Origin of the sequence: Massilia sp. IC2-278 (assembly GCF_020708045.1) — a bacterium.
Lineage (GTDB): Bacteria > Pseudomonadota > Gammaproteobacteria > Burkholderiales > Burkholderiaceae_D > Telluria.
On sequence record NZ_JAJFES010000002.1, the window covers coordinates 284,368 to 306,980 of the forward strand.

22 protein-coding genes are annotated in these 22,613 nt (G+C 65.9%); 9 read left to right on the plus strand and 13 right to left on the minus strand.

All coding sequences use genetic code 11. The features are described 5' to 3' along the window. The first annotated feature begins 54 nt into the window (after positions 1-54). The 6 genes from LK540_RS06130 to LK540_RS06160 all read left to right on the plus strand — a co-directional run bounded on the left by LK540_RS06130 (position 55) and on the right by LK540_RS06160 (position 6,972). On the plus strand, positions 55-525 hold the full coding sequence (locus LK540_RS06130; protein WP_229436166.1) for a disulfide bond formation protein B: 471 nt from the start codon (positions 55-57) through the stop codon (positions 523-525). Then, complete coding sequence (prmC, locus tag LK540_RS06135) at positions 522-1,340, plus strand: peptide chain release factor N(5)-glutamine methyltransferase (protein ID WP_229436167.1); 819 nt, start codon at positions 522-524, stop codon at positions 1,338-1,340. Before LK540_RS06130 ends, prmC begins: the two co-directional genes overlap by 4 nt. Before the next feature lie 260 nt (positions 1,341-1,600). After that, positions 1,601-3,661, plus strand: a complete 2,061-nt coding sequence (locus LK540_RS06140) for a DUF885 family protein (protein ID WP_267498690.1) — start codon at positions 1,601-1,603, stop codon at positions 3,659-3,661. 174 nt (positions 3,662-3,835) lie between these two features. Beyond that, on the plus strand, positions 3,836-5,434 hold the full coding sequence (gene gshA, locus LK540_RS06150) for a glutamate--cysteine ligase (protein WP_229436168.1): 1,599 nt from the start codon (positions 3,836-3,838) through the stop codon (positions 5,432-5,434). A gap of 20 nt (positions 5,435-5,454) precedes the next feature. Next, positions 5,455-6,492 carry a histone deacetylase family protein gene (locus tag LK540_RS06155; RefSeq protein ID WP_229436169.1) on the plus strand — a complete coding sequence of 346 codons (1,038 nt, stop codon included), beginning with the start codon at positions 5,455-5,457 and terminating at the stop codon, positions 6,490-6,492. Between the two features lie 27 nt (positions 6,493-6,519). Beyond that, positions 6,520-6,972, plus strand: a complete 453-nt coding sequence (locus LK540_RS06160; protein ID WP_229436170.1) for a GNAT family N-acetyltransferase — start codon at positions 6,520-6,522, stop codon at positions 6,970-6,972. A gap of 52 nt (positions 6,973-7,024) precedes the next feature. Here LK540_RS06160 and LK540_RS06165 read toward each other — a convergent pair whose 3' ends face one another. The 4 genes from LK540_RS06165 to LK540_RS06180 form a co-directional block, all read right to left on the minus strand. Continuing rightward, positions 7,025-8,323, minus strand: a complete 1,299-nt coding sequence (locus LK540_RS06165) for an MFS family transporter (protein ID WP_229436171.1) — start codon at positions 8,321-8,323, stop codon at positions 7,025-7,027. 122 nt (positions 8,324-8,445) lie between these two features. Further along, a complete protein-coding gene (locus tag LK540_RS06170) occupies positions 8,446-9,531 on the minus strand; it encodes a hypothetical protein (protein ID WP_229436173.1) in 1,086 nt (361 codons plus the stop codon). A 124-nt stretch (positions 9,532-9,655) separates the two neighbouring features. Beyond that, positions 9,656-10,099 carry an FKBP-type peptidyl-prolyl cis-trans isomerase gene (locus LK540_RS06175; RefSeq protein ID WP_229436175.1) on the minus strand — a complete coding sequence of 148 codons (444 nt, stop codon included), beginning with the start codon at positions 10,097-10,099 and terminating at the stop codon, positions 9,656-9,658. Between the two features lie 109 nt (positions 10,100-10,208). Then, positions 10,209-12,086, minus strand: coding sequence for a potassium transporter Kup (locus LK540_RS06180; RefSeq protein ID WP_229436177.1), 1,878 nt, complete (start codon positions 12,084-12,086; stop codon positions 10,209-10,211). Between the two features lie 242 nt (positions 12,087-12,328). Between LK540_RS06180 and rarD the strand changes: the two genes are divergently transcribed. The 3 genes from rarD (at position 12,329) to LK540_RS06195 (ending at position 15,764) form a co-directional block, all read left to right on the plus strand. After that, positions 12,329-13,243 (plus strand): EamA family transporter RarD, encoded by a 915-nt coding sequence (rarD, locus tag LK540_RS06185; protein ID WP_229436179.1) that lies wholly within the window; start codon positions 12,329-12,331, stop codon positions 13,241-13,243. A gap of 64 nt (positions 13,244-13,307) precedes the next feature. After that, a complete protein-coding gene (gene ettA, locus LK540_RS06190; protein ID WP_229436181.1) occupies positions 13,308-14,975 on the plus strand; it encodes an energy-dependent translational throttle protein EttA in 1,668 nt (555 codons plus the stop codon). A gap of 240 nt (positions 14,976-15,215) precedes the next feature. Next, positions 15,216-15,764, plus strand: a complete 549-nt coding sequence (locus LK540_RS06195) for a transposase (protein WP_229436183.1) — start codon at positions 15,216-15,218, stop codon at positions 15,762-15,764. 146 nt (positions 15,765-15,910) lie between these two features. Here the strand turns inward: LK540_RS06195 and LK540_RS06200 are convergent, their stop codons facing one another. The 9 genes from LK540_RS06200 to LK540_RS06240 form a co-directional block, all read right to left on the minus strand. Then, a complete protein-coding gene (locus LK540_RS06200; protein ID WP_229436185.1) occupies positions 15,911-16,486 on the minus strand; it encodes a porin family protein in 576 nt (191 codons plus the stop codon). 181 nt (positions 16,487-16,667) lie between these two features. Then, a complete protein-coding gene (locus LK540_RS06205; RefSeq protein WP_229436186.1) occupies positions 16,668-17,264 on the minus strand; it encodes an alpha-ketoglutarate-dependent dioxygenase AlkB in 597 nt (198 codons plus the stop codon). Positions 17,265-17,381: 117 nt separating this feature from the next. Next, on the minus strand, positions 17,382-17,744 hold the full coding sequence (locus LK540_RS06210) for a hypothetical protein (RefSeq protein ID WP_229436187.1): 363 nt from the start codon (positions 17,742-17,744) through the stop codon (positions 17,382-17,384). 125 nt (positions 17,745-17,869) lie between these two features. Further along, positions 17,870-18,247, minus strand: coding sequence for an MAPEG family protein (locus tag LK540_RS06215; protein ID WP_229436188.1), 378 nt, complete (start codon positions 18,245-18,247; stop codon positions 17,870-17,872). 19 nt (positions 18,248-18,266) lie between these two features. Next, on the minus strand, positions 18,267-19,100 hold the full coding sequence (locus LK540_RS06220; protein WP_229436189.1) for a Rossmann-like and DUF2520 domain-containing protein: 834 nt from the start codon (positions 19,098-19,100) through the stop codon (positions 18,267-18,269). Beyond that, positions 19,100-19,681, minus strand: coding sequence for a DUF924 family protein (locus LK540_RS06225; RefSeq protein WP_229436190.1), 582 nt, complete (start codon positions 19,679-19,681; stop codon positions 19,100-19,102). Before LK540_RS06225 ends, LK540_RS06220 begins: the two co-directional genes overlap by 1 nt. Positions 19,682-19,707: 26 nt before the next feature. Continuing rightward, positions 19,708-20,451 carry an MgtC/SapB family protein gene (locus LK540_RS06230; RefSeq protein ID WP_229436191.1) on the minus strand — a complete coding sequence of 248 codons (744 nt, stop codon included), beginning with the start codon at positions 20,449-20,451 and terminating at the stop codon, positions 19,708-19,710. A gap of 38 nt (positions 20,452-20,489) precedes the next feature. Continuing rightward, positions 20,490-20,750 (minus strand): hypothetical protein, encoded by a 261-nt coding sequence (locus LK540_RS06235; protein WP_229436193.1) that lies wholly within the window; start codon positions 20,748-20,750, stop codon positions 20,490-20,492. Then, complete coding sequence (locus tag LK540_RS06240) at positions 20,750-22,567, minus strand: aminopeptidase P family protein (RefSeq protein WP_229436194.1); 1,818 nt, start codon at positions 22,565-22,567, stop codon at positions 20,750-20,752. Before LK540_RS06240 ends, LK540_RS06235 begins: the two co-directional genes overlap by 1 nt. Positions 22,568-22,613: the final 46 nt, after the last annotated feature.

Below are 22,613 nucleotides of genomic sequence, written 5' to 3' on the forward strand. Positions count from 1 at the left end.
CTGGCCTTCGTGCGAGAATCGCCCCTGTTTCCTGACCATCGAGAGCCGAACCGCATGCCCGCTTCCCGTACCGTCCTCCTGATCGTCGCCGCGGTCAGCTTCGCGCTGATCGGCGCCGCCCTGTATTTGCAGCACGCCCACGACATGCTGCCCTGCCCGCTGTGCGTGATCCAGCGCTACCTGTTCCTGGCGGTCGGCATCGCCGCATTGATTGGCGCGTTTGCCGGCAAGATCAAGGCGGGCGCCGGCGTGGCCCTGCTGGCGGCCCTGGGTGGCCTGGGCGTGGTCGGCAAGCACCTGTACGTGCTGGCCAATCCCGGCTTCTCCTGCGGCATCGACCCGATGGAGACCATGCTGAACAAGATCCCCACCGCGACCCTGCTGCCCTGGCTGTTCCAGGCCGACGGCCTGTGCGAGAACGCCACCGACGGCTTGTTCGGCCTGTCGATCCCGCAGTGGTCGGCGGTGTGGTTCGTGCTGCTGACCGTTACCCTGGTCTGGGTACTGGTGCGGCGCGCACGATGATTGCCGCCGGCGCCAGCATCGGGTCCCTGCAGGCGGGCCTGCCCCTCGATCCGCTGGAAAACCGCATCCTGCTGTGCCACGCGCTGGGCATCACGCGCGTGGGCCTGATCACGCAGTCCGAGCGCCAGCTCACCGGGGAAGAAGCGGCGCGTTTGTCGGCCCTGGTCGGGCGCCGCATCGGCGGCGAGCCGATCGCCTACATCGTCGGCCAGCGCGAATTCTTCGGGCTGCCTTTCCGTGTTACGCCGGCGGTGCTGATTCCGCGTCCGGACACCGAACTGATTGTCGAACTGGCGCTCGAACGCTTGCCGGCGCAGGCACGCATGCTCGACATGGGCACCGGCAGCGGCGCGATCGCGGTGGCGGTGGCGCATACGCGGCCCGATGCGCAGGTAACGGCGCTCGACGTCAGCGAGGAAGCACTGGCGGTGGCGCGCTCGAATGCCGAGGCGAATGGCGCGCGGGTGCGCTTCCTGCGCAGTGACTGGTTCGCGGCGCTGGAAGATGAAACCTTCGAGCTGGTGGTGTCGAACCCGCCCTACATCGCTTCCGGCGACGAGCACCTGGCGCAGGGCGATTTGCGCTTCGAGCCGGCCGATGCGCTGACCGACCATGCGGATGGCTTGTCGGATTTGCGGACGATTATCGCGGGCGCGGCCACGCACCTGACGCCGGGCGGGTGGCTGCTGCTGGAGCATGGCTACGACCAGGCGGAGGCGGTGCGCGCCTTGTTGGCCGACGCCGGTTACCTGGAAGCGCAGAGCTGGCGCGACCTGGCGGGCATCGAGCGCGTCAGCGGCGGGCGGCGCGGCTGAGCATTCGGTGAGACAGCGTGGACACAGGTGTCCACCCTACGAAACCCTGCATTTGTAGGGTGGGCCGGGCCGCGCAAGGCACTTGTACCCACGCGGTACAACAGCGGCAACCCACCAGGTGTCCGGAGTTTCGTAGGGTGGACTCCCGAGTCCACGCTGTAGTACAGCAGCACACCGCAACGCCTCCCGAAGGCATCCCACCGCGCGCCTCCCTCTCCCACGCGTTGCTACAATGCTCACACCCCCACCACGCCTCCCCCATGCGCCGCCTATTCGCCCTCCTCGTCCTGTTCACCGCGCTCTTCCACAGCGTGGCGCGCGGTGCGCCGGAGGATGCCAGGGCGCTGTTCGAGCGCGACTGGGAATGGCAGCTGCAGCACAACCCCGAATACGCCACCACGCTCGGCGACGCGCGCTTCAACGCGCGCCTGTCCGACACCACCCTGGCCGCCAGCAAGGCCGCCCTCGACCACGCCCGCAGCGCCCTGGGCGAAGCACGCGCCATCGACCGTAACGGCCTGGGCCCGCAGGACCGCCTCTCGCTCGACCTCTTCATCGCCGACAAGGAGCGCCAGCTCGCCCTGTTCGCCTTCCACCCCTTCGACCCGCAGCCGATCAGCGCCTGGGACGGCCTGCACGTGCGCCTGCCGCGCCTGGTCGCCCAGATGCCCTTCGCCACCGAGGAAGACTACCGCAACTACATCGCCCGCCTGGAAGCATTGCCGGCCCACGTCGACGGCCTGGTCGAGCAGCTGCGCGAAGGCATGCGCACAGGATGGACCGCGCCGAAGGCCAGCGTGCGCGCCCTGCCCGACATGCTGCGCAACATGCGCGATGGCTTGATGGACGGCGCCCTGGCTGCGCCGTTCAAACGCATCCCCGCCACCATCGACCCCGAAGTCCGGGAACAGCTGCTCGCGGCCGGCAATGCCGCCCTGAAGAACAGCGCCGCTCCCTCCCTGCGCAAGCTGGAAGACTTCGTCCGCAACGATTATTTGCCGGCCGCGCGCGAATCGCTGGGCGCCGCCAGCCTGCCGGGCGGTCCTGGCTACTATGCCTTCCTGGTGCGCCAGGCGGGCGGCACCGAGCTCACGCCCGCCGAGGTCCACGCGCTGGGCTTGAAGGAAGTCGCGCGCATCCGCGTCGCCATGCTCGAGGCCATCAAGCGCACCGGGTTCCAGGGCACGCTGCCGCAATTCCTGGCCTTTGCACGCAGCGACAAGCGCCTGTTCCCGGCCAGTGCCGACAGCCTGCTGGCGCGCTACCGGCGCACCATCGCCCGCGCCGAGGCGCGCCTGCCCGCGCTGTTCGGCGCCGTCCCGCAAGAGGGCATCGGCGTCAAGCCGCTGGGCCAGGCAGGCGCCGCCGGCCAGGTGGCGGCCTACTACGAGGCCGGCACGCCAGGCCGCAGCGCCGCGCTGGTAGTGAACACGGCGCGCCTGGACCGCCAGCCGCTGTGGGAAGTCGAGACGCTGGCCCTGCACGAAGCCCTGCCCGGCCACCACCTGCAGGTGGCGCGCGCCCAGGCGCTGGGCGGCTTGCCGGCGTTTCGCCGCCACCGCTGGGACGAAGCCTTCGGCGAAGGCTGGGCCACCTATGCCGAAAGCCTGGGACCGGAACTCGGCTTCTTCAAGGACGCCTTTTCCTGGTTCGGCTACCTGAACGACGACATGTTCCGCGCCGCGCGCCTGGTGGTCGACACCGGCATCCACGCCCAGGGCTGGACGCGCCAGCAGGCCATCGACTACCTGAACGCGAACACCGCGAACGCCGCCGCCGACAACGCCGTCGAGGTCGACCGCTACATCGCCCAGCCGGCCCAGGCCCTGGCCTACAAGATCGGCCAGCTGCGCATCAAGGCGCTGCGCGAGAAGGCGCAAACGGCGCTCGGGCCGCGCTTCGACCTGCGCCGCTTCCACGATGCGCTGCTCGGCCAGGGTTCGCTGCCGCTGCCGCTGCTGGAACACGAGATGGGGCAATGGCTGGCCGCCCAGCTGGCGCCGCCCGCCCCGGCGGCCGGACCGGGACCGATCCTGCTGCCGCCGCCGTCCACGCCGGGTCCGGCTGCCGCGCCGCCCGGACCCGGCCCCTTCCCGTTGACGCCGCCGGCCAGGGCCGCAGAAAAGCCGACCGAAAAGCCGACCGAAAAGCCGGCCGAAAAGCCGGCTGAAAAGCCTGCGGACAAGCCGGCCGACAAACCCGCCGACAAACCCGCCGACAAACCTGCTGGAAAACCGGCATCCGCGCCGGCCTCTCCCACCCCTGCCACGCCTCCCGTGCCTGTGGACAAGACTGTGAGCAAGACTGTGGGCAAGGGGTAGACAAGGCTGTGAACAGCCTGTAGACAGGCTGTCGATATGCTGTAGATACGCTGTATACAAGCTGTGCACAAGTCGTCGCCTGGCGGTTCGGAAATGCAGCGTCCGCCGACGCGCAGTCCGATTTTCGGTTACTCTCTGCACCAATTGATTAGGCAGTATTAGAAAGGAAACACTGTGTCGAACCAACTGACCCGCCGCCTGGCCCTGCTCGACGACGACGCGCACCGTGGCCTGCTCGGCCAGGGCCTGCGCGGCATCGAACGCGAAACCCTGCGCATCGATCGCCAGGGCCAGCTCGCGCGCACGCCTCATCCGGTCCAGCTCGGCTCGGCCCTGACCCATTCGCAGATCACGACCGACTACGCTGAGGCCCTGCTCGAGTTCATTACCCCGGCCGAGCACGACATCGGCCTGGCCCTGCACCGCCTCGACGCCATCCACCGCTTCGCCTACTCGAAACTGGGCGACGAGATGCTGTGGAGCGAATCGATGCCGGGCGAACTGCCCTCCGAAGAAGAGATCGAGATCGCCTGGTACGGCAAGTCGAACATCGGCATGCTCAAGCACGTGTACCGCCGCGGCCTGGCCCTGCGCTACGGCAAGGCCATGCAATGCATCGCCGGCATCCACTACAACTACTCGCTGCCCGAGGAATTGTGGGAACTGCTGCGCACGCACGAGGGCGTCGCGGAAGAACGCCGCAATGCCCTGCGCGACTTCCAATCGGAAAGCTACATCGCCACCATCCGCAACTTCCGCCGCTACAGCTGGCTGCTGATGTATCTGTTCGGCGCCTCGCCGACGCTGACCAAGAGCTTCCTGCGCGGGCGCGAGCACGGCCTCGAGGAACTGTCGCCGGACACCCTCTACCTGCCGCATGCCACCAGCCTGCGCATGAGCGACCTGGGTTACCAGAACGATGCCCAGTCCGGCCTGCGCCCGCACGAGAACAGCCTGGAAAGCTACGTCACCAGCCTGATGGACGCGGTGAACCGCCCGTATGCGCCTTACGAGGCGATCGGCACCAAGAAGGATGGCGAGTGGGTGCAGCTGTCGACCAACGTGCTGCAGATCGAGAACGAGTACTACTCGACCATCCGTCCGAAGCGCGTGATCCGTACCGGCGAGCGTCCGGTGCAGGCCCTGTGCAACCGCGGCGTGCAGTACATCGAGGTGCGCTGTCTCGACGTCGACCCGTTCGAACCGGTGGGCGTGAGCCTGGAGACCGGCCGCTTCCTCGACGCCTTTTTGCTGTTCTGCGCGCTCGACGAAAGCCCCCTGATCAGCGCCGCCGAAGGCCAGGTCCACGCGCGCAACTTCGCACGCACCGTGAAGGAAGGCCGCAAGCCGGGCCTGACGCTGACCCGCGACGGCGAGGAAGTGCCGCTGCTGGAATGGGCCGACGAACTGGTCGAGCGCATCCGCCCGCTGGCGCGCCTGCTGGACGCCGAGCACAACGAGCCGGGCGTGCACGAAGCCTCGCTCGAGCAGCAAAAGGCCAAGATCGCCGACCCGGGCAAGACGCCGTCGGCGCGCGTGCTGGAAGAAGTGCGCGCCCTCGGTTCGGCCGCCGCTTTCGGGCTGCGCCAGAGCCAGCTGCACGCGGCATACTTCCGCGAAAGCCCGCTGATGCCGGCCGAGGAAGCCGCTTTCCTCGAACAGGCCGCCGCTTCGCTGGCCGAGCAGGCCATCATCGAGCAGAGCGACACCGGCAGCTTCGACGACTTCGTGGCGGCGTACAACAGCAGTACACTGTGCGGTAACCATAGCTGACCGTCGATACCGGGGATGCCTTGCTCACCTTTTACAACGAACACCATGCGCAGCACCGCGGGTCGGATACCCGGCGCGGCGACATGGCGCTTCGTCGTGACACGCTCGAACGGGCCGGCCTGGTGCTGGCGGAACTGCAGCGGCGCGGGCTAGGCGAGATCGTCACGCCGCACCGGGTGCCGCTGGTGTCGCTGGAGCGGGTGCACAGCCCGCGCTACCTGCATTTCCTGCGCAGCGCCTGGAGCGAGTGGACCGCCCTCGACCCGGGCAATGCCGGCAAGGACGCCCTGCCTGCCAGCTGGCCGATCCGCACCATGCGCAGCGACATCGAGCCGGACAGCTTTGCCGGCCGCCTCGGCCTGTACTCGATGGACAGCGCCACGCCCCTGATGGGCGGCACCTGGAACGCGGTGAAGACCGGCGCCGACTGCGCCATCAATGCGGCGCATGCGCTGCGCCTGGGCGAGCGCGGCAGCTTTGCCCTGACCCGCCCGCCGGGCCACCATGCCGGCTTCGATTTCTTCGGCGGCGGCTGCTACCTGAACAACGCGGCCCTGGCCGCCCAGCACCTGCTCGACGATGGTCTCAAGAGGGTCGCGATCCTCGACCTCGACTACCACCACGGCAACGGCACCCAGGGCATCTTCTACAACCGCGGCGAGGTGCTGTGCGTATCGCTCCATGCCGACCCGCGCGCCGCCTATCCCTATTTCGTTGGCCATGCCGACGAAACCGGCGACGGCGGCGGGCATGGCCACAACATCAACCTGCCGCTGGCGCCAGGCAGCGATGCCCAGGAATGGATGGCGGCGCTGGAAACGGCCTGCATCAGGCTCGGCATGTTCGCGCCGGAAGCGCTGGTCGTCGCGCTTGGCGTGAATACCGCCGCGGCGGAACCGGGCGGCGGCTTCGGCCTGCAGGGCGCAGACTTCCTGCGCATCGGCGAGCGCATCGCCTGGCTCGGCCTGCCGGCCGTCTTCGTGCTCGAAGGCGGCCAGGCGGGCGACGTCGGCATCAACACGGTCAACGTGCTCGAAGGTTTCGAGACGGCCGCCTGAATTTTTTACTCTTGAATCGGAAGACACATGATCGAATGGCAGTGGTGTAGCTTCGCCGACCTGACTAACGCGCAGCTGTACGAAGTGCTGGCCCAGCGCCAGCAGGTATTCGTGCTGGAACAGACTTGCCTGTATCCGGACATCGACGGCTACGACCTCGACGCCCATCACCTGCTCGGCTGGCGCGACATCGGCGGCCGGCGCGTGCTGGTGGCCTACCTGCGCTGCCTGGCGCCGGGCGCGAAATACGACGAGATGTCGCTCGGACGCATCCTGACCACGAACGACGTGCGCGGCTCGGGCGTCGGCCGCGAGCTGGTGGCGCACGGCATCCAGTATGCGGAAACCCTGCATCCGGGCCACCGCATCCGCATCGGGGCCCAGCAGCGCCTGGAAAAGTTTTATCAGGACTTCGGCTTCGAGACCATCTCCGACGCTTACGACGAAGACGGGATCATGCACATCGACATGCTGCGCTGAAGCGCAGCATGTACCCCGGGCCTGCCTGCTTCGGCAGGCCGGCTTCAGCAGCTTACTTCAGCAGCCCCGACTTCTGCGGGTCCGGCATGCGCAGGGCGACGATGAAGGCCACGGCGCACATCGCGCTCACGTACCAGTAGAAGTTCGACTCCATCCCGGCCTGCTTGAACCACAGCGCCACGTATTCGGCCGAGCCGCCGAAGATCGCGTTCGCCACCGCGTACGAGAGGCCGACGCCGAGCGCGCGCACCTCGACCGGGAACATCTCGGCCTTGATCAGGCCGCCGATCGAGGTGTACAGGCTGACGATGGTCAGCGCGCAGACGATCAGCACGCCGGCCATCAGCGGGCTGTCGACGCTGCGCAGCGCCATCATGATCGGCACCGTGGCAATCGCCGCCAGGGCGCCGAACCAGATCATCGAGGTCTTGCGGCCGATGCGGTCGGACAGCGCGCCGAAAATCGGCTGCAGGCACATGTAGATGACGAGCACCCCGGTCATGACGGCGCTGGCGGTCTTGGCGTCCATGCCGGCCGTGTTGACCAGGTATTTCTGCATGTAGGTGGTGAAGGTGTAGAAGATCAGCGAGCCGCCGGCGGTGAAGCCGAGCACGGTGATGAAGGCCTTGCGGTGGTCGCGCAGCAGCGTGGCGACGCTGCCGGCTTCCTTGCGCTTGCGCTCGGAGGCATTCGTCGTCTCCGTGAGCGAACGGCGCAGGTAGAGCGAGACCAGGGCCGCGCAGGCGCCCAGCACGAAGGGAATGCGCCAGCCCCAGGCGCGCAGTTCGGCGTCGCTGAGCAGCTGTTGCAGGATCACCAGCACCAGCAGCGCCAGCAGCTGGCCGCCGATCAGGGTCACGTACTGGAAGGAAGCGAAGAAGCCGCGCTTGCCCGGTTCGGCCACCTCGCTCATGTAGGTGGCGCTGGTGCCGTACTCGCCGCCCACCGACAGGCCCTGGAACAGGCGCGCCAGCAGCAGCAGGACCGGCGCTGCGGTGCCGATCTGGGCATAGGTCGGCAGCACCGCGATCATCAGCGAGCCGCCGCACATCATCAGCACCGAGATCATCATCGCGTTCTTGCGGCCGTAGCGGTCGGCGATGCGGCCGAACATCCAGCCGCCCACCGGACGCATCAGGAAGCCGGCGGCAAAGATGCCGGCCGTGTTCAAGAGCTGGGTGGTCGGGTTACCGGACGGGAAAAAGGCGGCCGAAAAATACAGCGCGCAAAACGAGTAGATGTAGAAGTCGAACCATTCGACCAGGTTGCCGGACGAGGCGCCGACAATGGCGAAGATGCGTTGACGCGGGGTGAGTTCTTCGATTTCGTGAGGGGTAATGTGTTGCGACATGCGGCTGTGCTCCTGTTATTCGACATACGCGGGTTTCGTCTGGCGAAACCTTGCATATATCGTACACAAGGCAGGAGCGCGCACGGGACCGCGTAGGACGACGCGCCATGGCGCCCTGGCAGTCATCGATGGCGGCGCATGCGGCGCCGCAGGCCGCTCCAGGCGCCGCCGAGCACCAGCCCGGCCAGCATCAGGGCGCCCGGCCGAGGCTCGGGCACCGGCGGGATCGGATCGAGCCGCACCGCGCGGCAGTCGCCGAATTCGGTGCAGGCGGTGGCGGCGATCTGGCCGGCATCGTTGATGCCGTAGGCGTCGAGGATGGACCATACCCCCGGACGCTCGACAATCAGGTTCAGGTCGAACATGGCGCCGTCGCGGTAGACGAAGGCGCTGGAAAAATCGATGCCGGGGATATCGTCGGCATACGTGGAATAGCCGACCACCCAGCCGGCATCGTTCAGGCCGCGCGCCTCGGTAAAGGCGCCGCCAAAGGAACCGATATCCTGCAGCACGCCCCCGGTGTAGAGAAAGGCGTGCTGCGTTTCCTCGTCGATGAAGCTGGTGCCGGCGACTTGCCCGTTGTCGTTGATGCCGGCCGCCCAGCTCGACGGCCCGCCCAGCGTGCCGAGGCTGCGGATGACACCGTCGCGGTAGAGAAAGGCCTGGAAGGCGGTGAAATCGGCGAGGAAGGACGAGCCGACCACGTCGCCCGCTTCGTTGATGCCGGTGGCGCGTGCCGAATCGGCGCCGAGGTTGCCGATGTCGACCGCCACGCCTGCGCTGTAGAGGAAGGCGTGGTTTTCGCCTGCTGCGTCGACCCAGGTGCCGGCCACCTGGCCGGCGCTGTTGACAGCGGCGCCGCTGCTGGCCACGCCGAGCTGGCCGATGTCGCGGATGCCGCCATCGTAGAGGAAGCTGTGGCTGCTGCCGTCGGGACGGTCGGCGCCGCCGGTGATCAGGCCGTTATCGCTGATCCCGAACGCCGCGCTACTGCCGCCACCCAGCGTGCCGAGGTCGATGACGGCGCCGCCGTCCCACAAGAAGGCGCGTCCATCGACTTGCCCGACGATGCGCCCGGCATTGTCGATGGCGCCCGGACTGGAATTTTCGGGTCCGAAGACCAGCGCATATGCCGGCTGCGCAAGGGCGCCGGGCATCCAGGCGCAGGCAAGCAATGGCAGGAGTAGCCGCAGGCAGTAATGAAGCATCGTTTCCTCGTCGGTCGGGATGGGCCGTGTACAAACGGCCGGGCAGCCCGAGGATGGAGGAAAGCGCGTGCATGTCATCTGCGCCAGCGCAGGAGTGCGCGCTGGCGCGCAAGCCCGGATGCGCTTACTCGACCTTCAGCAGCTCGACGTCGAACACCAGGCCGGTATTCGGCGGAATCGGGCCGCGGCCGTTCTTGCCGTAGGCGAGGCTCGCCGGAATGTGCAGGGTGCGCTTGCCGCCGACCTTCATGCCGGGGATGCCCTGGGTCCAGCCGGCGATCACCGAATCGACGCCCAGCGTGAAGGTGAAGGTGCTGGTTTCGAACTGGTTGCCCTTGTTCTCGGCCGCCGTGGTGCTGTACAGCCAGCCGGTGTACTTGACGGTCAGCTTCTTGCCGTTCGCCGCTTCGGCGCCGGTGCCGACCACGGAGTCGATGGTCTTCAGGGCGGTGGGGGCGCTGACGGCTTCCGGCGCGGCATTGCTGCCGCTGCTACCGCCGCCGCCGCAGGCGGTAAGGCTGAAGACGGCTGCGCAGGCAGCGGCCATCAGCGGGAACTTGAATGTCATGGGTCTCTCCCGGATAAGTGTGCAGATGTTTAAAACAGGAAACGCTGCACCTTAACCGAGGGCGGACCGTCAGAGTGTCCGCTTTTTGTATCGCTTTTGTATGCGTTGGTCAGATCTCCACTTGCGTGCCGAGTTCGATCACCCGGTTGGCCGGGATCTGGTAATAGTCGGCGGCGGCGCGGGCATTGCGCGACATCGCCACGTACAGGTGTTCGCGCCACGGCGCCATGCCGCCGCCCGGCGCCGAGATCACGGTCTGGCGCGCGATGAAGTACGAGGTTTCCATGTTCTCGAACACCAGGCCAAGCGTGCCGCAATGGGCCATGATGGCCGGGATGTCCGGCTCGTCCTTGAAGCCGTAATGCACGTTCAGCTGGAAACAGTTGTGGCCCAGCTCGACGATCTGCACCTGCTCCAGCAGCGGCACGAAAGGTTCCTCGCGGATGTGCACGGTCAGGAACACCACGCGCTCGTGCAGCACCTTGTTGTGGGACAGGTTATGCAGCAGCGCATGCGGCACGCCGTCGCTTTCGCCGCGCAGGAAAATCGCCGTGCCCGGCACCCGGGTCGGCGGCGCCACGAACAGCGAATCGAGGAAGGCGTCGAGCGGAATCGCGTGCCGTTCCAGGTTCTCGAACACCAGCTCGCGCCCGCGCTTCCAGGTGAGCATCGCCGTCAGCAGCACCGCGCCCAGCAGCAGCGGGAACCAGCCGCCGTGCAGCAGTTTCAGGGTGCTGGCCGAGAACAGGGCGATGTCCATCAGCATAAAGAAGCCGGTCGCACCCAGGCATACCCACAGCGGCAGGTGCCAGCGGTAACGGGTAACGAAGAAGGTCAGCAGGGTCGTGGCCAGCATGGTGGCGGTGACTGCGATGCCGTAGGCGCCGGCCAGGCGGTCCGAGGAACCGAAACCGATCACGGCGATCAGCACGATGATCAGTTGCAGCCAGTTCACCGCCGGAATATAGATTTGGCCGATCTCGCTCTCCGAGGTGTGCAGGATGCGCATGCGCGGCAGCAGGCCGAGCATGATGGCCTGCTTGGTCATCGAATAGGTGCCGGAAATCGTGGCCTGCGAGGCGATCACGGCCGCCATGGTCGACAGGATCACCAGCGGATACACGCTCCAGGTGCCGAGCTGGTGGAAGAAGGGGTTTTCCACGGCGGTCGGATCGGTGATGAGCAGGCCGCCCTGGCCCAGATAATTCAGGACCAGCGCCGGGAACACGATCATGAACCAGGCCACGCGGATCGGCTTCTTGCCGAAGTGGCCCATGTCGGCGTACAGGGCTTCGGCGCCGGTGAGCGCCAGCACCACCGCGCCCAGGGCGACAAAGGCGATGAACTGGTTTTCCATGACGAAGCGCGCCGCATGCAGCGGGTTCAGCGCTTCCAGGATCACCGGGGCCTTGGCAATGTTGATCACGCCCATGATGGCCAGCGCGGCGAACCAGACGATCATCACCGGGCCGAACCAGCGCCCGATGCCGGCGGTGCCGTGGCGCTGCAGGCTGTACAGGCCGACCAGCACCACCACCGCCATCGGCACCACATAGTGCGACAGCGCCGGCGTGGCCACTTCCAGGCCCTCGATGGCGCCGAGCACGGAAATCGCGGGCGTGATCACGCTGTCGCCATAGAACATGGTAGCGCCGAACACGCCGATCACCATCAGCGGATAGTGCCAGCGCGAGGTGCGCGTGACGGAATTCAGGGCCAGGGCCATCAGCGCCATGATCCCACCCTCGCCGCGGTTGTCGGCGCGCAGCACGAGCGTAACGTATTTCAGCGAGACGATCAGAGTCAGCCCCCAGAAGATCAGGGAAATGATGCCGAGCAGGTTGGGGGTGTTCAGCGCGAGGCCGTGGGTGGGGTCGAAGATGGTCTTGAGGGTGTACAGCGGGCTGGTACCGATATCGCCGTAGACGATGCCAATGGCAGCCAGCGTCGTTGCCGCCAGGCTGCTTTTGTTATTTTGCGACGTCAAGATTGCACCATATTGTTGTTCTGGTGCGGCGCACCATAAAATAACGACAAGGAAATTGCAAGCAGAATCAAGCGGCTCGGCCTACCCTGGCGCGGAGTGTTGCAAGTTTGCCTGAAGCGACAGGGAATGGTCGCGCGTTAGCCTCGTATGGTGGCCAGTATGGTGGCCAAAACGGGGCGCCTCCGGCAAGCGTTCCGGACTTCGCCGATAATGCTGGACTGGCAACTCTTCTCCCCTATTCCATGCGTACCGGCGTCCTTTCTGCTGCCCTGGCCTTCCTGTGCTGGGGCCTGTTCCCTTTGTATTTCCATGCCGTGCGCGAAGTGCCGTCCATGCAGATCCTGGCGCACCGCATGCTGTGGTCGCTTGCCTTTTTGCTGGTGGTGCTGGCCCTGCGCCGGCAATGGGCCTGGCTGAACCAGGTGCGCCAGCCGCGCGTGTTCGGCAGTTTCGTTGCCTCGGCATTCTTGCTGAGCGCGAACTGGCTGCTGTATATCTGGGCCGTGAACAATGGCCACGTGATCGAAGCCAGCCTCGGCTACTTCATCAATCCGCTGGTGAACATCATGTTCGGCTACCTGCTCCTGAAGGAACGCCTGCGCCGCGTGCAGTGGATCGCGATCGGCATCGCCGCCCTGGGCGTGGCCTGGCTGACCTGGCAATCGGGTTCGGTGCCCTGGATCGCCCTGTGCCTGGCGGCCTCGTTCGGCGCCTACGGCCTGCTGCGCAAGACGGCGGCGCTCGGCGCGCTGGAAGGCTTGTCGTTCGAGACCATGGTGCTGTTCCCGATCGCGGCGATCTACGTCGGCTGGCTGACGCTGCATGGCGAGAATGCCTTCCTGACGACCACGTCCGACACCACGCGCTGGCTGCTGATCGCCTCGGGTCCGATCACGGCGATCCCGCTGCTGCTGTTCGCCAGCGGCGCGCGCCAGATTCCGCTGTCCATCCTCGGCCTGCTGCAATACCTGGCGCCGACCATCCAGTTCCTGCTCGGCGTGCTGCTGTTCAAGGAAGCGTTCACGGCCGACCGCCTGGTGGGCTTTGCCCTGATCTGGGCGGCGCTGGGGCTGTTCGCCGGCGAGGGATTGCTGCAACGTGGGCGAAGCGCGGCCCAGCCTGTGTCCGGCCCGGCAGCGGCGAAAGAATCGCGATAAAGGCTGTCTGTCGGACCGCTTCTATCGTATCCTGTGCACCTTGATTTCATAACAGTTACTAAAGATGGCAAATTACGTCTACACCATGAACCGCGTGGGCAAAATCGTCCCGCCGAAACGCCAAATCCTGAAAGACATTTCGCTGTCGTTCTTCCCAGGTGCGAAGATCGGCGTGCTGGGCCTGAACGGCTCCGGTAAATCGACCCTGCTGAAGATCATGGCCGGCATCGACACCGACATCCAGGGCGAAGCACGCCCGATGCCGGGCCTGAACATCGGCTACCTGCCGCAGGAACCCCAGCTCGATCCGGAAAAAACCGTGCGCCAGGAAGTCGAATCCGGCCTGGGTGAAGCCTTCGAGGCGCAAGCCAAGCTGGAAGCCGTGTACGCCGCCTATGCCGAGGAAGACGCCGACTTCGACGCCCTCGCCAAGGAACAGGAGCGCCTGGAGTCGATCATCGCCGCGGCCGACGGCGGCAACCTGAACCTGCAAATGGAAATGGCCGCCGACGCACTGCGCCTGCCGCCGTGGGACGCGAAGATCGGCGTGCTGTCGGGTGGCGAGAAGCGCCGCGTGGCGCTGTGCAAGCTGCTGCTGAGTAAGCCGGACATGCTGCTGCTCGACGAACCGACCAACCACCTGGACGCCGAATCGGTCGAGTGGCTGGAACAATTCCTGCTGCGCTTCCCGGGCACCGTGGTCGGCATCACCCACGACCGCTACTTCCTCGACAACGCCGCCGAATGGATCCTGGAACTGGACCGCGGTTCGGGCATTCCATGGAAGGGCAACTACTCGTCCTGGCTGGACCAGAAACAGGCGCGCCTGAAGCAGGAAGAAGCGACCGAATCGGCACGCCAGAAAGCCCTGCAGAAGGAACTCGAATGGTCGCGCCAGAATCCGAAGGCGCGCCAGGCCAAGTCGAAAGCCCGCCTGGCCCGCTTCAACGAGCTGAGCGAATACGAATACCAGAAGCGCAACGAGACCCAGGAGATCTTCATTCCTGTGGCCGAGCGCCTGGGCAACGAAGTCATCGAATTCAAGAACGTCTCGAAGGCCTTCGGCGACCGCCTGCTGCTCGACAACGTGTCGTTCACCGTGCCGCCGGGCGCGATCGTGGGCATCATCGGCCCGAACGGCGCCGGTAAGTCGACCCTGTTCAAGATGATCGCCGGCCGCGAACAGCCGGACAGCGGCGAAGTCGTGATCGGCAAGACCGCCAAGGTCTCGCTGGTCGACCAGCACCGCGACGACCTGGCCAACAACAAGACCGTGTTCGAAGACGTCACCGGCGGCGCCGACATGCTGAGCGTCGGCCGCTTCGAGATGCCGTCGCGCGCTTATCTCGGCCGCTTCAACTTCAAGGGTTCGGACCAGCAGAAAGTGGTCGGCAACCTGTCGGGTGGCGAACGCGGCCGCCTGCACCTGGCCAAGACCCTGCTGCAAGGCGGCAACGTCCTGCTGCTGGACGAACCGTCGAACGACCTGGACGTGGAAACCCTGCGCGCGCTGGAAGACGCCCTGCTGGAATTCGCCGGCAGCGTGATGGTCATTTCCCACGATCGCTGGTTCCTCGACCGTATCGCAACCCACATCCTGGCCTTCGAAGGCAATTCCCAGGTTACCTTCTTCGACGGTAACTACCAGGAATACGAAGCCGACAAGAAGAAACGCCTGGGTGAAGAAGGCGCCAAGCCGAAGCGGATTCGCTACAAGCCGCTGACGACCTGATCGTTCGTCGACATCGCCAGGAACCCCAGCCGCCGCGAGGCCGCTGGGGTTTTTTCATGTTCGCGCGTGCTTTTCTTTTACGCGCGGAAATGGATCGCGGTCGAAAAAATTCCGTGTGTAGAATCGCCCATTGATGAGGATTCTGGCCCCGCGCCATTTTGCGCCGATCGACCTGGCGACCACCTGCGATTGGCCTGCTTATTGGCTCCCTTATTGGCCCCCCTTATTGGCCCCCTATCCATGACAGACTACCGCGACAACCGGGTCCCCGGCGGGACCTTCTTCTTCACGGTTCGCCTGCTGGACCGTGGCAGCTCCCTGCTGACGGACCATATCTCGGCTTTCGGCGACGCCATCCGCCAGGCACGCGTGCGCAAACCCTTCCACGTCGACGCCTGGGTCGTGCTACCCGACCATGCGCATGCCATGTGGACCTTGCCGCCGGGCGACCACGACTGTTCGAGCCGCTGGCGAGCGGTGAAGATCGCGTTTTCGAAGGCGCTGCGCAAGTCGCTGGTAACAAACTCTCCCGATGGCGCGATCTGGGAACGCCAGTACCAGCAGTTCCGGGTGCAGGACGAGACCCAGTATGCGGCGCTGATCGACTACATGCACACCAATCCGATGCGCCATGGCCTGTGCGAAAAGGTAGCCGACTGGCCGTGGTCATCCCTGCACCGCTTCATGTCGTCCGGCTTCGCGGAGCCGGACCCGGCCGTGCTGCCGCCCTGGACGCGCAGTTTCGTGCATCCCGGCGCCGGTCCCTTGCAGTTCGGAGCGCCGGTTTAACAGACATGCGTAGGGTGGGCCGGGCCGCGCAAGGCACGCCTTACGGTTGAGACAACTGACCGGGTTCAACGCTCGGCATCAATAGAAAAGGGCCCCGCAGGGCCCTTTTACACACACTCTCGGAACAAGCAATCGTCAGCGATCGCTTAGAAGGTGTACTTCGCGCCGATGGTCACGACGTCCGGCTTCGGACCGAAGTCCTGTTTCTTGCCGAAGCGTTCGTATTCGGCGATCAGCGCGACCTGCTGGTTCACGTTGTACTGCATGCCCAGTGCACCGTAGGCGCCGTTGTCGCTGACTTTGCGGTTCAGGCCGGCGGTAGCCGATTCCATTTCAGCCTTGGTGTGGGTCACGCCCAGCTTGCCATAGACTGCGAACTTGTCGTTCAGGGCCTTGGTCGCCTTGCCGGCGATGTAGGCGTTGTAGCCATCGGCTTCCGTGCGGGCGTTCACGCCGTTGAACGTGTAGTTGGCGCCGGCCTTGCGGAAGTCGGTGTAGCCGGCTTCGACGCCGAAGTTCTCGGTCAGCTCGGCGCCGCCGAAGATCTTGCCCGAGAAGCGGTAGCCGTCGGTGTCGTTGATGGTGGCGCCTGGAACATAGTATTCACGGTCAGCACCCGACACGCCGACGCCGACGTAAGGGCGTGGGGTGATGGTGGTCTGGGCCTGGGCGGCGGTGATGGTAGCAGCGCCTGCGATCAGTGCAAAAATCAGCTTTTTCATTGCGAATCCTTTTCACATATTAGTCTGGTTCGCCATTCATCTTGAATCGCGATGAGTCCAAGATAGCACTGGTCAAAAGGATAAGGCAGTGTGAATCCCGTAAGAACTGTAATCAAATGTAACATAACTGACCAATGGTTCAGTTATTTTTGACGACAAAATGACGCCTGAAGCCGTCAAATTAAACGACGTACCTGAAGGTTAAATTCAGGCGCGCTCCTATGGTGCGTGCCGATTTATTGATGCCGTGGAGCCAGTTGCTCTGCAGCTTTCCACTCATCAATAACAGGCTGCCATCATGCAGGTCGAGCTTGACTGTCCGTTTGTTGCGTTTATGCCGCAAAACGAAGCTGCGTGTGGCGCCATAGCTGAGCGAAGCGATGGCCGGTTCCGGACCCAGTTCCGGTTCGTCGTCGCTGTGCATGCCCATGCTGTCGCGTTCGTTGCGGTAATAGTTCAGCAACACGCTGTTGAAGCGCACACCGCAGGCCGTTTCGACGGCTGCGCGGATTTCGGCCAGCAAAGGCGTCCAGGGCAGCGGGTCGAGGCGCAGGCCGGAATAGGTATAGCTGGCGTCGCCATACCAGGCAGTGAGGCGTGGTTGCAGGTGGCGCTTGCCGAACAGGACGATGCTGTCCTGGCGCCACGGGGTCTCGGCCAGCAGGCGCGACAGTATCTCGTCGTTGGAATACGGCAGCGGCAGGCGCGCCATCAGGGCCAGCGCGCCATCTTCGATGGGAATGGATGTGAGCGTACCGGGCGAGTCGAATAAATCCATGCAGCACTGTATCCGATCCTGACGCAGCTTGGTGGGTTCGAGCCGCACGCGGACCGACCCACCCTACATCAGCCGACCATACGTAGGGTGGGTTCTTGAACCCACCACAAAACAAGCTCAGGAATACGCCTCTGCCATCGTCATTACCCTGGGCGTGACGGCAATGCCGACATTCCCGAACAGGACATCGATGGCGGCCAGGTTGGCGCTGCACTCCTCGGCCTTCCAGCCCTTGAAGATGTCGGTGCCGTCTTTTTCGAAGTGCAGGTCGAGCACGTGCCCGCTGTCGCGGTGCGTATAGCGCTTCTGGTAGGTGCCCTTGAAGCCGAGCTCGGTCAATGCGGCCAGCACCGAATGTGGCGGATTGTCCGGATCGGTGGCCAGGAAGACGCCATAGGTCTTTCCCGGCGGCTTGGCGGCGATGTCGACTTCGTAGATCCCCGGTGCCCTGGTCGTTGCGGTACTCTTCAAGAACAACATGCTGCCTCCTGCGTCGAAGCCGGCCCGGGCGCGACGCGCACCAGTCACCGTGTATTGACGGAATCAGGCAGCAAGCTTATTGTCGTTTGACCGCTTTGTCGATGCATTGAAGCAATAAACTTGCCCTACTGCATCAATAACCCAACACTTGCACCGGCCACCAGGGCGCCGCAGGCGAGCATGCCGAGGATGAAGCCAAGTTCGCGCTTGGCCGGGTCGCGGTAGTAGCCGAGCGCATACAGCACGCGTGCGCAGCACCACAGCATGCCGCCTGCCGCCGCCCAGGTATCGCCCAGGTACCAGGCGCACAGCCACATCGGCACCAGCACCAGCGGCAACTGCTCGAGGGTATTCATTTGCACGCGCTGGCGGCTCTGGAAGGCTTCCGGCCCGTCCATCGAGGGCGCCGGCACCTTGTAGCGCACGCGCGCCGCGCCGGCCACCACGCCGGTCCAGAAATACACGCCCAACGCGGCCAGCGTGGCCCAGGCACTCAAATACATTCGTTTTCCTTGTGTTGATTCAGGGTTGGCCGCGCCGCTTGCGTTCGGCCAATGCGGTCGTGGCCTCGACCAGGGCGTCGTACAGGTGTCCGGTCGGGGCATCCCAGTTCGATACCGCCGCCTGCTGGCGCGCCACGGTGGCCAGGTCGCCGCGCGCCACCGGGCCGCTCAGGGCCACGGCCGGGCCGAGCCTGAAGACGTTGGCCAGGCTCTCGCTTGCCAGCGGCTGCGCCAGTTCGCGCGCCACCTGCTCCGGCACGCCGGCCGCCACGTAGGCACGCAGGGCGGCATCGAGCACCGTCACCAGGTAGTTCGAGGCGAACACGGAGGCGGCATGGTAGACGGTCTTGGCGGCGGCGTCGATCGGGACGAGGCGCGCGCCGATGGTTTCGAAAGCAGGCGTGAGCAGGGCCAGCGCCCCGGCATCGCCCTCGACGCCGCACCAGGTGCCGGCAAACGCACCCGCCACGCTTTCCGGATCGGCGAAGCTGCGCACCGGATGCACGCTGGCGACGAGTGCGCCGGCGTCGATGGCGGCCTGCAGTTCACCGGATGACTTGGCGCCGCTGCAGTGGAAGACCACGGCATCATTCAGCAGGCCGGCTTCGGCCAGCGCGGCGCAAGTGGGTGCGATCGCATCGTCGCCCACGGCCAGCATCCAGGCTCTGGCCGGACGCAGGTCAGCGAGGTCGGCCAGTGCACGGCCGGCGCCGATGAAGGCCACGGCTTCCTGCGCACTGTCCAGCGAGCGGGTCAGCACGTCCTGCACGTCAAAAGCGCCGCGCGCGGCGAACAGGCGGCCGAGCGTGCGCCCGACGTGGCCGGCGCCGACGATGTTCAGCGTTGCGGACATCAAAAACCGGCGCCGGGCTGGCCCAGGTACTGCAGTTCGTCGGGCGTGGAAGCGCGGCCGAGGATGGGATTGCGGTGCGGGAAGCGGCCGAAGCGCGCGATCACGCCGCGGTGGCGGTGCGCATAGTCGAGCATCTCGCCGAAGCCTTCGTGCTCGCCCGCCAGCTGGGTGAACAGATCGACCGCGCACTGCTGCATGCGCGCGTCCTCGGCATGCTCGAAGGGCATGTAGACGAAGGAACGTCCTTGCGGATCCAGCGTGCGGTCGGCGCCACTGTCGACCAGCTGGCGGGCGGCGGCCAGCGCCAGCGCATCGCCGGCAAAGGCGCCGGGGGTGTCGCGGTGGGCGTTGCGGGTGAACTGGTCGAGCACCAGGATGCGCGCCAGCGTGCCTTCGGCGCCGTGGTCGATGTCCCACTCGCGCAGGCCGCCGGCCACCGCCTGGGCGATCAGGGCGCCGAAGCGCTCGCGGATCTGGGTGTCGAAAGCGGCATCCTTGCGGAACCATTCCGGGCGCGCCTTGCCGTAGCCGGCGTCGCTGCGCGGCAGGAACCAGAAATCGAGTACGTCTTGATGGGTCATGTCGTGTATCCCGTGTGTTTTTATTATCAGTTACGTGCGTGCGAGAGCTGGAAGCCCTCCACGCCTTCGAAGGCGGCCAGTTCGGCCGCCAGTTCGGTGAGGGTGGCGCGGTTGTGGCTGGACAGGGCCAGCGCCACGAAGCGCCACTCCTGGCGGCCATTGCTACTGGCGATCGTCAGCGAGCTGCCGGCGATCTGGTAGCCGCGCTCGAGCGCCGCTTCGCGCAGTGCTTCTTCCTTCGGCAGGAAATGCTCGCGAAAGCGCAGCATCACCGCCACTGCGCGGCGCGAGGGCAGCACCGCTTCCACCCGGTTCAGGTAGATCATGATCATGGCCGAGAAAAAGGCCAGGCCCATCGCCGACAAATAAAAGCCGACGCCGACCAGGATGCCGATCACCGACGAACTCCAGATCGAGGCGGCGGTGGTCAGGCCGCTGATGGTAAAGCCTTCGCGCATGATCACGCCGGCGCCGAGGAAGCCGATGCCGGTGACCACGCCCTGCATCACGCGGGTCGGGTCGACCGGCGCAATCGCCCCGGTGCCGCCGCCGTACCAGAACTCCGGATAGCCGCTGACGATGGTCAGTGCCGCCGAGGCCATGCACACTAGGCCATAGGTGCGCATGCCGGCCGCGCGGCCGTGGTACGAACGCTCGTAGCCGACCAGCAGGCCGAGCAGCAGCGCGCCGGCCAGGTGCAGCAGGATCACGCCGTTCGTGGCGATCTCGGAAGGCGACCAGTAGGTCGCGATCAGTTCGGACGTCGTCATGACGGTCTTTCGCTAGGCTGCGCGGGGCAGCCTGGATTTCAGGGCTTCTTCCTGACCAGCTGCTTCTCGAAGGCGACGTCGTTCTTGGTCATGCGCTTGACCTCCTGCGGCCCCAGGCCGTTGACGAAGGCGACGAAGTCGTCGAGTTCCAGCGGCGCGCACAGCGGCGGCGCCCCAGGCGTTTCGGACAGGAAGAAGGAACCGTCGGCGGTGCGGGCCATCGAGTAGCCGGTGTGGCCGGTACGGCGTTTCAGGCGCTCGACGGCGGCGCTGGCGCGGGTGGAGCGGGCGGAGGCCATCAGATCGCCTCCGTGCGCAGTTCCAGCCACGCACGCGCGGCGCCATCCACATGTGGCAGCAGGCGCGCGCGCACTTCGGCGTGGTAGCCGTTCAGCCATTCCTTCTCGTGCGGTTGCAGCAGCGCCAGGTCGATGCAGCGGGTATCGATCGGGCACAGGGTCAGGGTTTCGAAGCGCAGGAACTCGCCGAACTCGCCGCTGGCGGCCGGCACGGCCAGCACCAGGTTCTCGATGCGGATGCCCCAGCGGCCCGGCTTGTAGATGCCCGGTTCGTTCGAGGTGATCATGCCCGGCTCGATGGCGGTGTGTGGGTCCGGCGGCGCGCTTGGCGAGATCACCTGCGGGCCTTCGTGCACGTTCATGAAGTAGCCGACGCCGTGGCCGGTGCCGTGGCCGTAATCCACGCCGGCGGCCCAGATCGGCGCACGCGCGATGGCATCGAGCATCGGGCCGCGGGTGCCGCGCGGGAAGTGGACCATCGACAGCGCCATCATCCCTTTCAGGACCAGCGTGAAGTCGCGCTTGTGGTCCGCCGTGATGTTCCCGACCGGGACCACGCGCGTGATGTCGGTGGTGCCGCCCAGGTACTGGCCGCCCGAATCGATCAGCAGCAGGCCGTCGCCTTCGATGGTGGCGTGCGAAGCCGGGGTGGCGCGGTAGTGCATGATGGCGCCGTTGGCGTTGAAGCCGGCGATCGTGCCGAAGCTCGGGCTGACAAAATGCGGTCGGCGCGCACGCGCGGCCGTGATCTGCTCGTCGATGGTGAGTTCCGTGATCGGTGCGCGGCCGGCATCGCCCAGGGTCGCTTCCAGCCAGGAGAAGAATTCGCACAGGGCAGCGCCGTCCTGCTCCATGGTGGCGCGCACGTGGGCGGCTTCTGCTTCGGTCTTGCGCGATTTGGCAAAGGTGGTCGGGTTGATGGCCTCGACCACGCGCACCGAAGCCGGCACGGCGGCGCGCATGCCGGCGGTGACGCGGCGCGGGTCGACCAGCAAGGTGCTGTTTTCCGGCAGCGCAGCCAGGGCGGCGGCGGCTTCGTCGTAGGCGGCCAGGCGCACGCCGTCTTCCAGCAGGCGCGCGCGCAGCGCATCGGATGCCTTGCCTTCGGCCACGAACAGGGTCGCGCCCTCGCGTTCGACCAGCGCGTGCGCCACGAACACCGGGTTGAAGCTCACATCCGAGCCGCGCAAATTGAACAGGTAGCCGATGTCGTCCAGGGTCGAGAGGAAGTGGCGCTCGGCGCCCAGCTTGTCCATCTCGGCGCGGGTGGCGGCCAGCTTGTCGGCGCGCGACACCGTGGCATGCGGAGCCGCGTGTTCGTACAGCGCGTCAGCAGGCAGGCCAGGACGGTCGCTCCAGATCTCGTCCAGCAAATCGATGTCGGTGCGCAGCGTGACGCCGCGCGCCTTCAGGGCGTCGCCGAGCAGGCGCGCCACGGCCAGGCCGAGCACCCGCGCGTCCACCGCCACCGTCTGGCCAGGCTGCATGTTGGCGGCTAGCCAATCGATGTGCAGCAGGCTCGCGCCCGACGGGATCTTCATCAGCCTGATCTCGCTGCCGGCCAGTTCGGTCTCGGCTTGCGTGTAATAGCGGCCATCGGTCCAGACGCCGGAGAAGTCCGCGGTGGCGATGAAGGTGCCGACCGAGCCGGTAAAGCTGGACAGCCATTCACGACCCTGCCAGCGGCGCGGCAGGTATTCGGACAGGTGGGGATCGCTCGACGGCACGATGCAGGCGTCGATACCGTGGCGCGCCATGGCGGCGCGCAGCTGTGCCAGGCGTGCGTCGCGCTGGACCTTGAAGTCAGAGGTGGACATGGCTTGCTGGGATGTTATTCAAGCCACGTATGATACGCCGCAAACA

Bases quoted from the DNA above. Each gene is read 5' to 3' on its own strand.
- LK540_RS06160 (WP_229436170.1), top strand. From the start codon at position 6,520: ATGATCGAATGGCAGTGGTGTAGCTTCGCCGACCTGACTAACGCGCAG.
- LK540_RS06215 (WP_229436188.1), bottom strand. From the start codon at position 18,247: ATGTATTTGAGTGCCTGGGCCACGCTGGCCGCGTTGGGCGTGTATTTC.
- LK540_RS06235 (WP_229436193.1), bottom strand. From the start codon at position 20,750: ATGGCCTCCGCCCGCTCCACCCGCGCCAGCGCCGCCGTCGAGCGCCTG.
- LK540_RS06220 (WP_229436189.1), bottom strand. From the start codon at position 19,100: ATGTCCGCAACGCTGAACATCGTCGGCGCCGGCCACGTCGGGCGCACG.
- LK540_RS06165 (WP_229436171.1), bottom strand. From the start codon at position 8,323: ATGTCGCAACACATTACCCCTCACGAAATCGAAGAACTCACCCCGCGT.
- rarD (WP_229436179.1), top strand. From the start codon at position 12,329: ATGCGTACCGGCGTCCTTTCTGCTGCCCTGGCCTTCCTGTGCTGGGGC.
- LK540_RS06240 (WP_229436194.1), bottom strand. From the start codon at position 22,567: ATGTCCACCTCTGACTTCAAGGTCCAGCGCGACGCACGCCTGGCACAG.
- LK540_RS06140 (WP_267498690.1), top strand. From the start codon at position 1,601: ATGCGCCGCCTATTCGCCCTCCTCGTCCTGTTCACCGCGCTCTTCCAC.
- LK540_RS06175 (WP_229436175.1), bottom strand. From the start codon at position 10,099: ATGACATTCAAGTTCCCGCTGATGGCCGCTGCCTGCGCAGCCGTCTTC.
- prmC (WP_229436167.1), top strand. From the start codon at position 522: ATGATTGCCGCCGGCGCCAGCATCGGGTCCCTGCAGGCGGGCCTGCCC.
- LK540_RS06225 (WP_229436190.1), bottom strand. From the start codon at position 19,681: ATGACCCATCAAGACGTACTCGATTTCTGGTTCCTGCCGCGCAGCGAC.
- LK540_RS06170 (WP_229436173.1), bottom strand. From the start codon at position 9,531: ATGCTTCATTACTGCCTGCGGCTACTCCTGCCATTGCTTGCCTGCGCC.
- LK540_RS06205 (WP_229436186.1), bottom strand. From the start codon at position 17,264: ATGGATTTATTCGACTCGCCCGGTACGCTCACATCCATTCCCATCGAA.
- LK540_RS06230 (WP_229436191.1), bottom strand. From the start codon at position 20,451: ATGACGACGTCCGAACTGATCGCGACCTACTGGTCGCCTTCCGAGATC.
- LK540_RS06210 (WP_229436187.1), bottom strand. From the start codon at position 17,744: ATGTTGTTCTTGAAGAGTACCGCAACGACCAGGGCACCGGGGATCTAC.
- ettA (WP_229436181.1), top strand. From the start codon at position 13,308: ATGGCAAATTACGTCTACACCATGAACCGCGTGGGCAAAATCGTCCCG.
- LK540_RS06200 (WP_229436185.1), bottom strand. From the start codon at position 16,486: ATGAAAAAGCTGATTTTTGCACTGATCGCAGGCGCTGCTACCATCACC.
- LK540_RS06130 (WP_229436166.1), top strand. From the start codon at position 55: ATGCCCGCTTCCCGTACCGTCCTCCTGATCGTCGCCGCGGTCAGCTTC.
- LK540_RS06195 (WP_229436183.1), top strand. From the start codon at position 15,216: ATGACAGACTACCGCGACAACCGGGTCCCCGGCGGGACCTTCTTCTTC.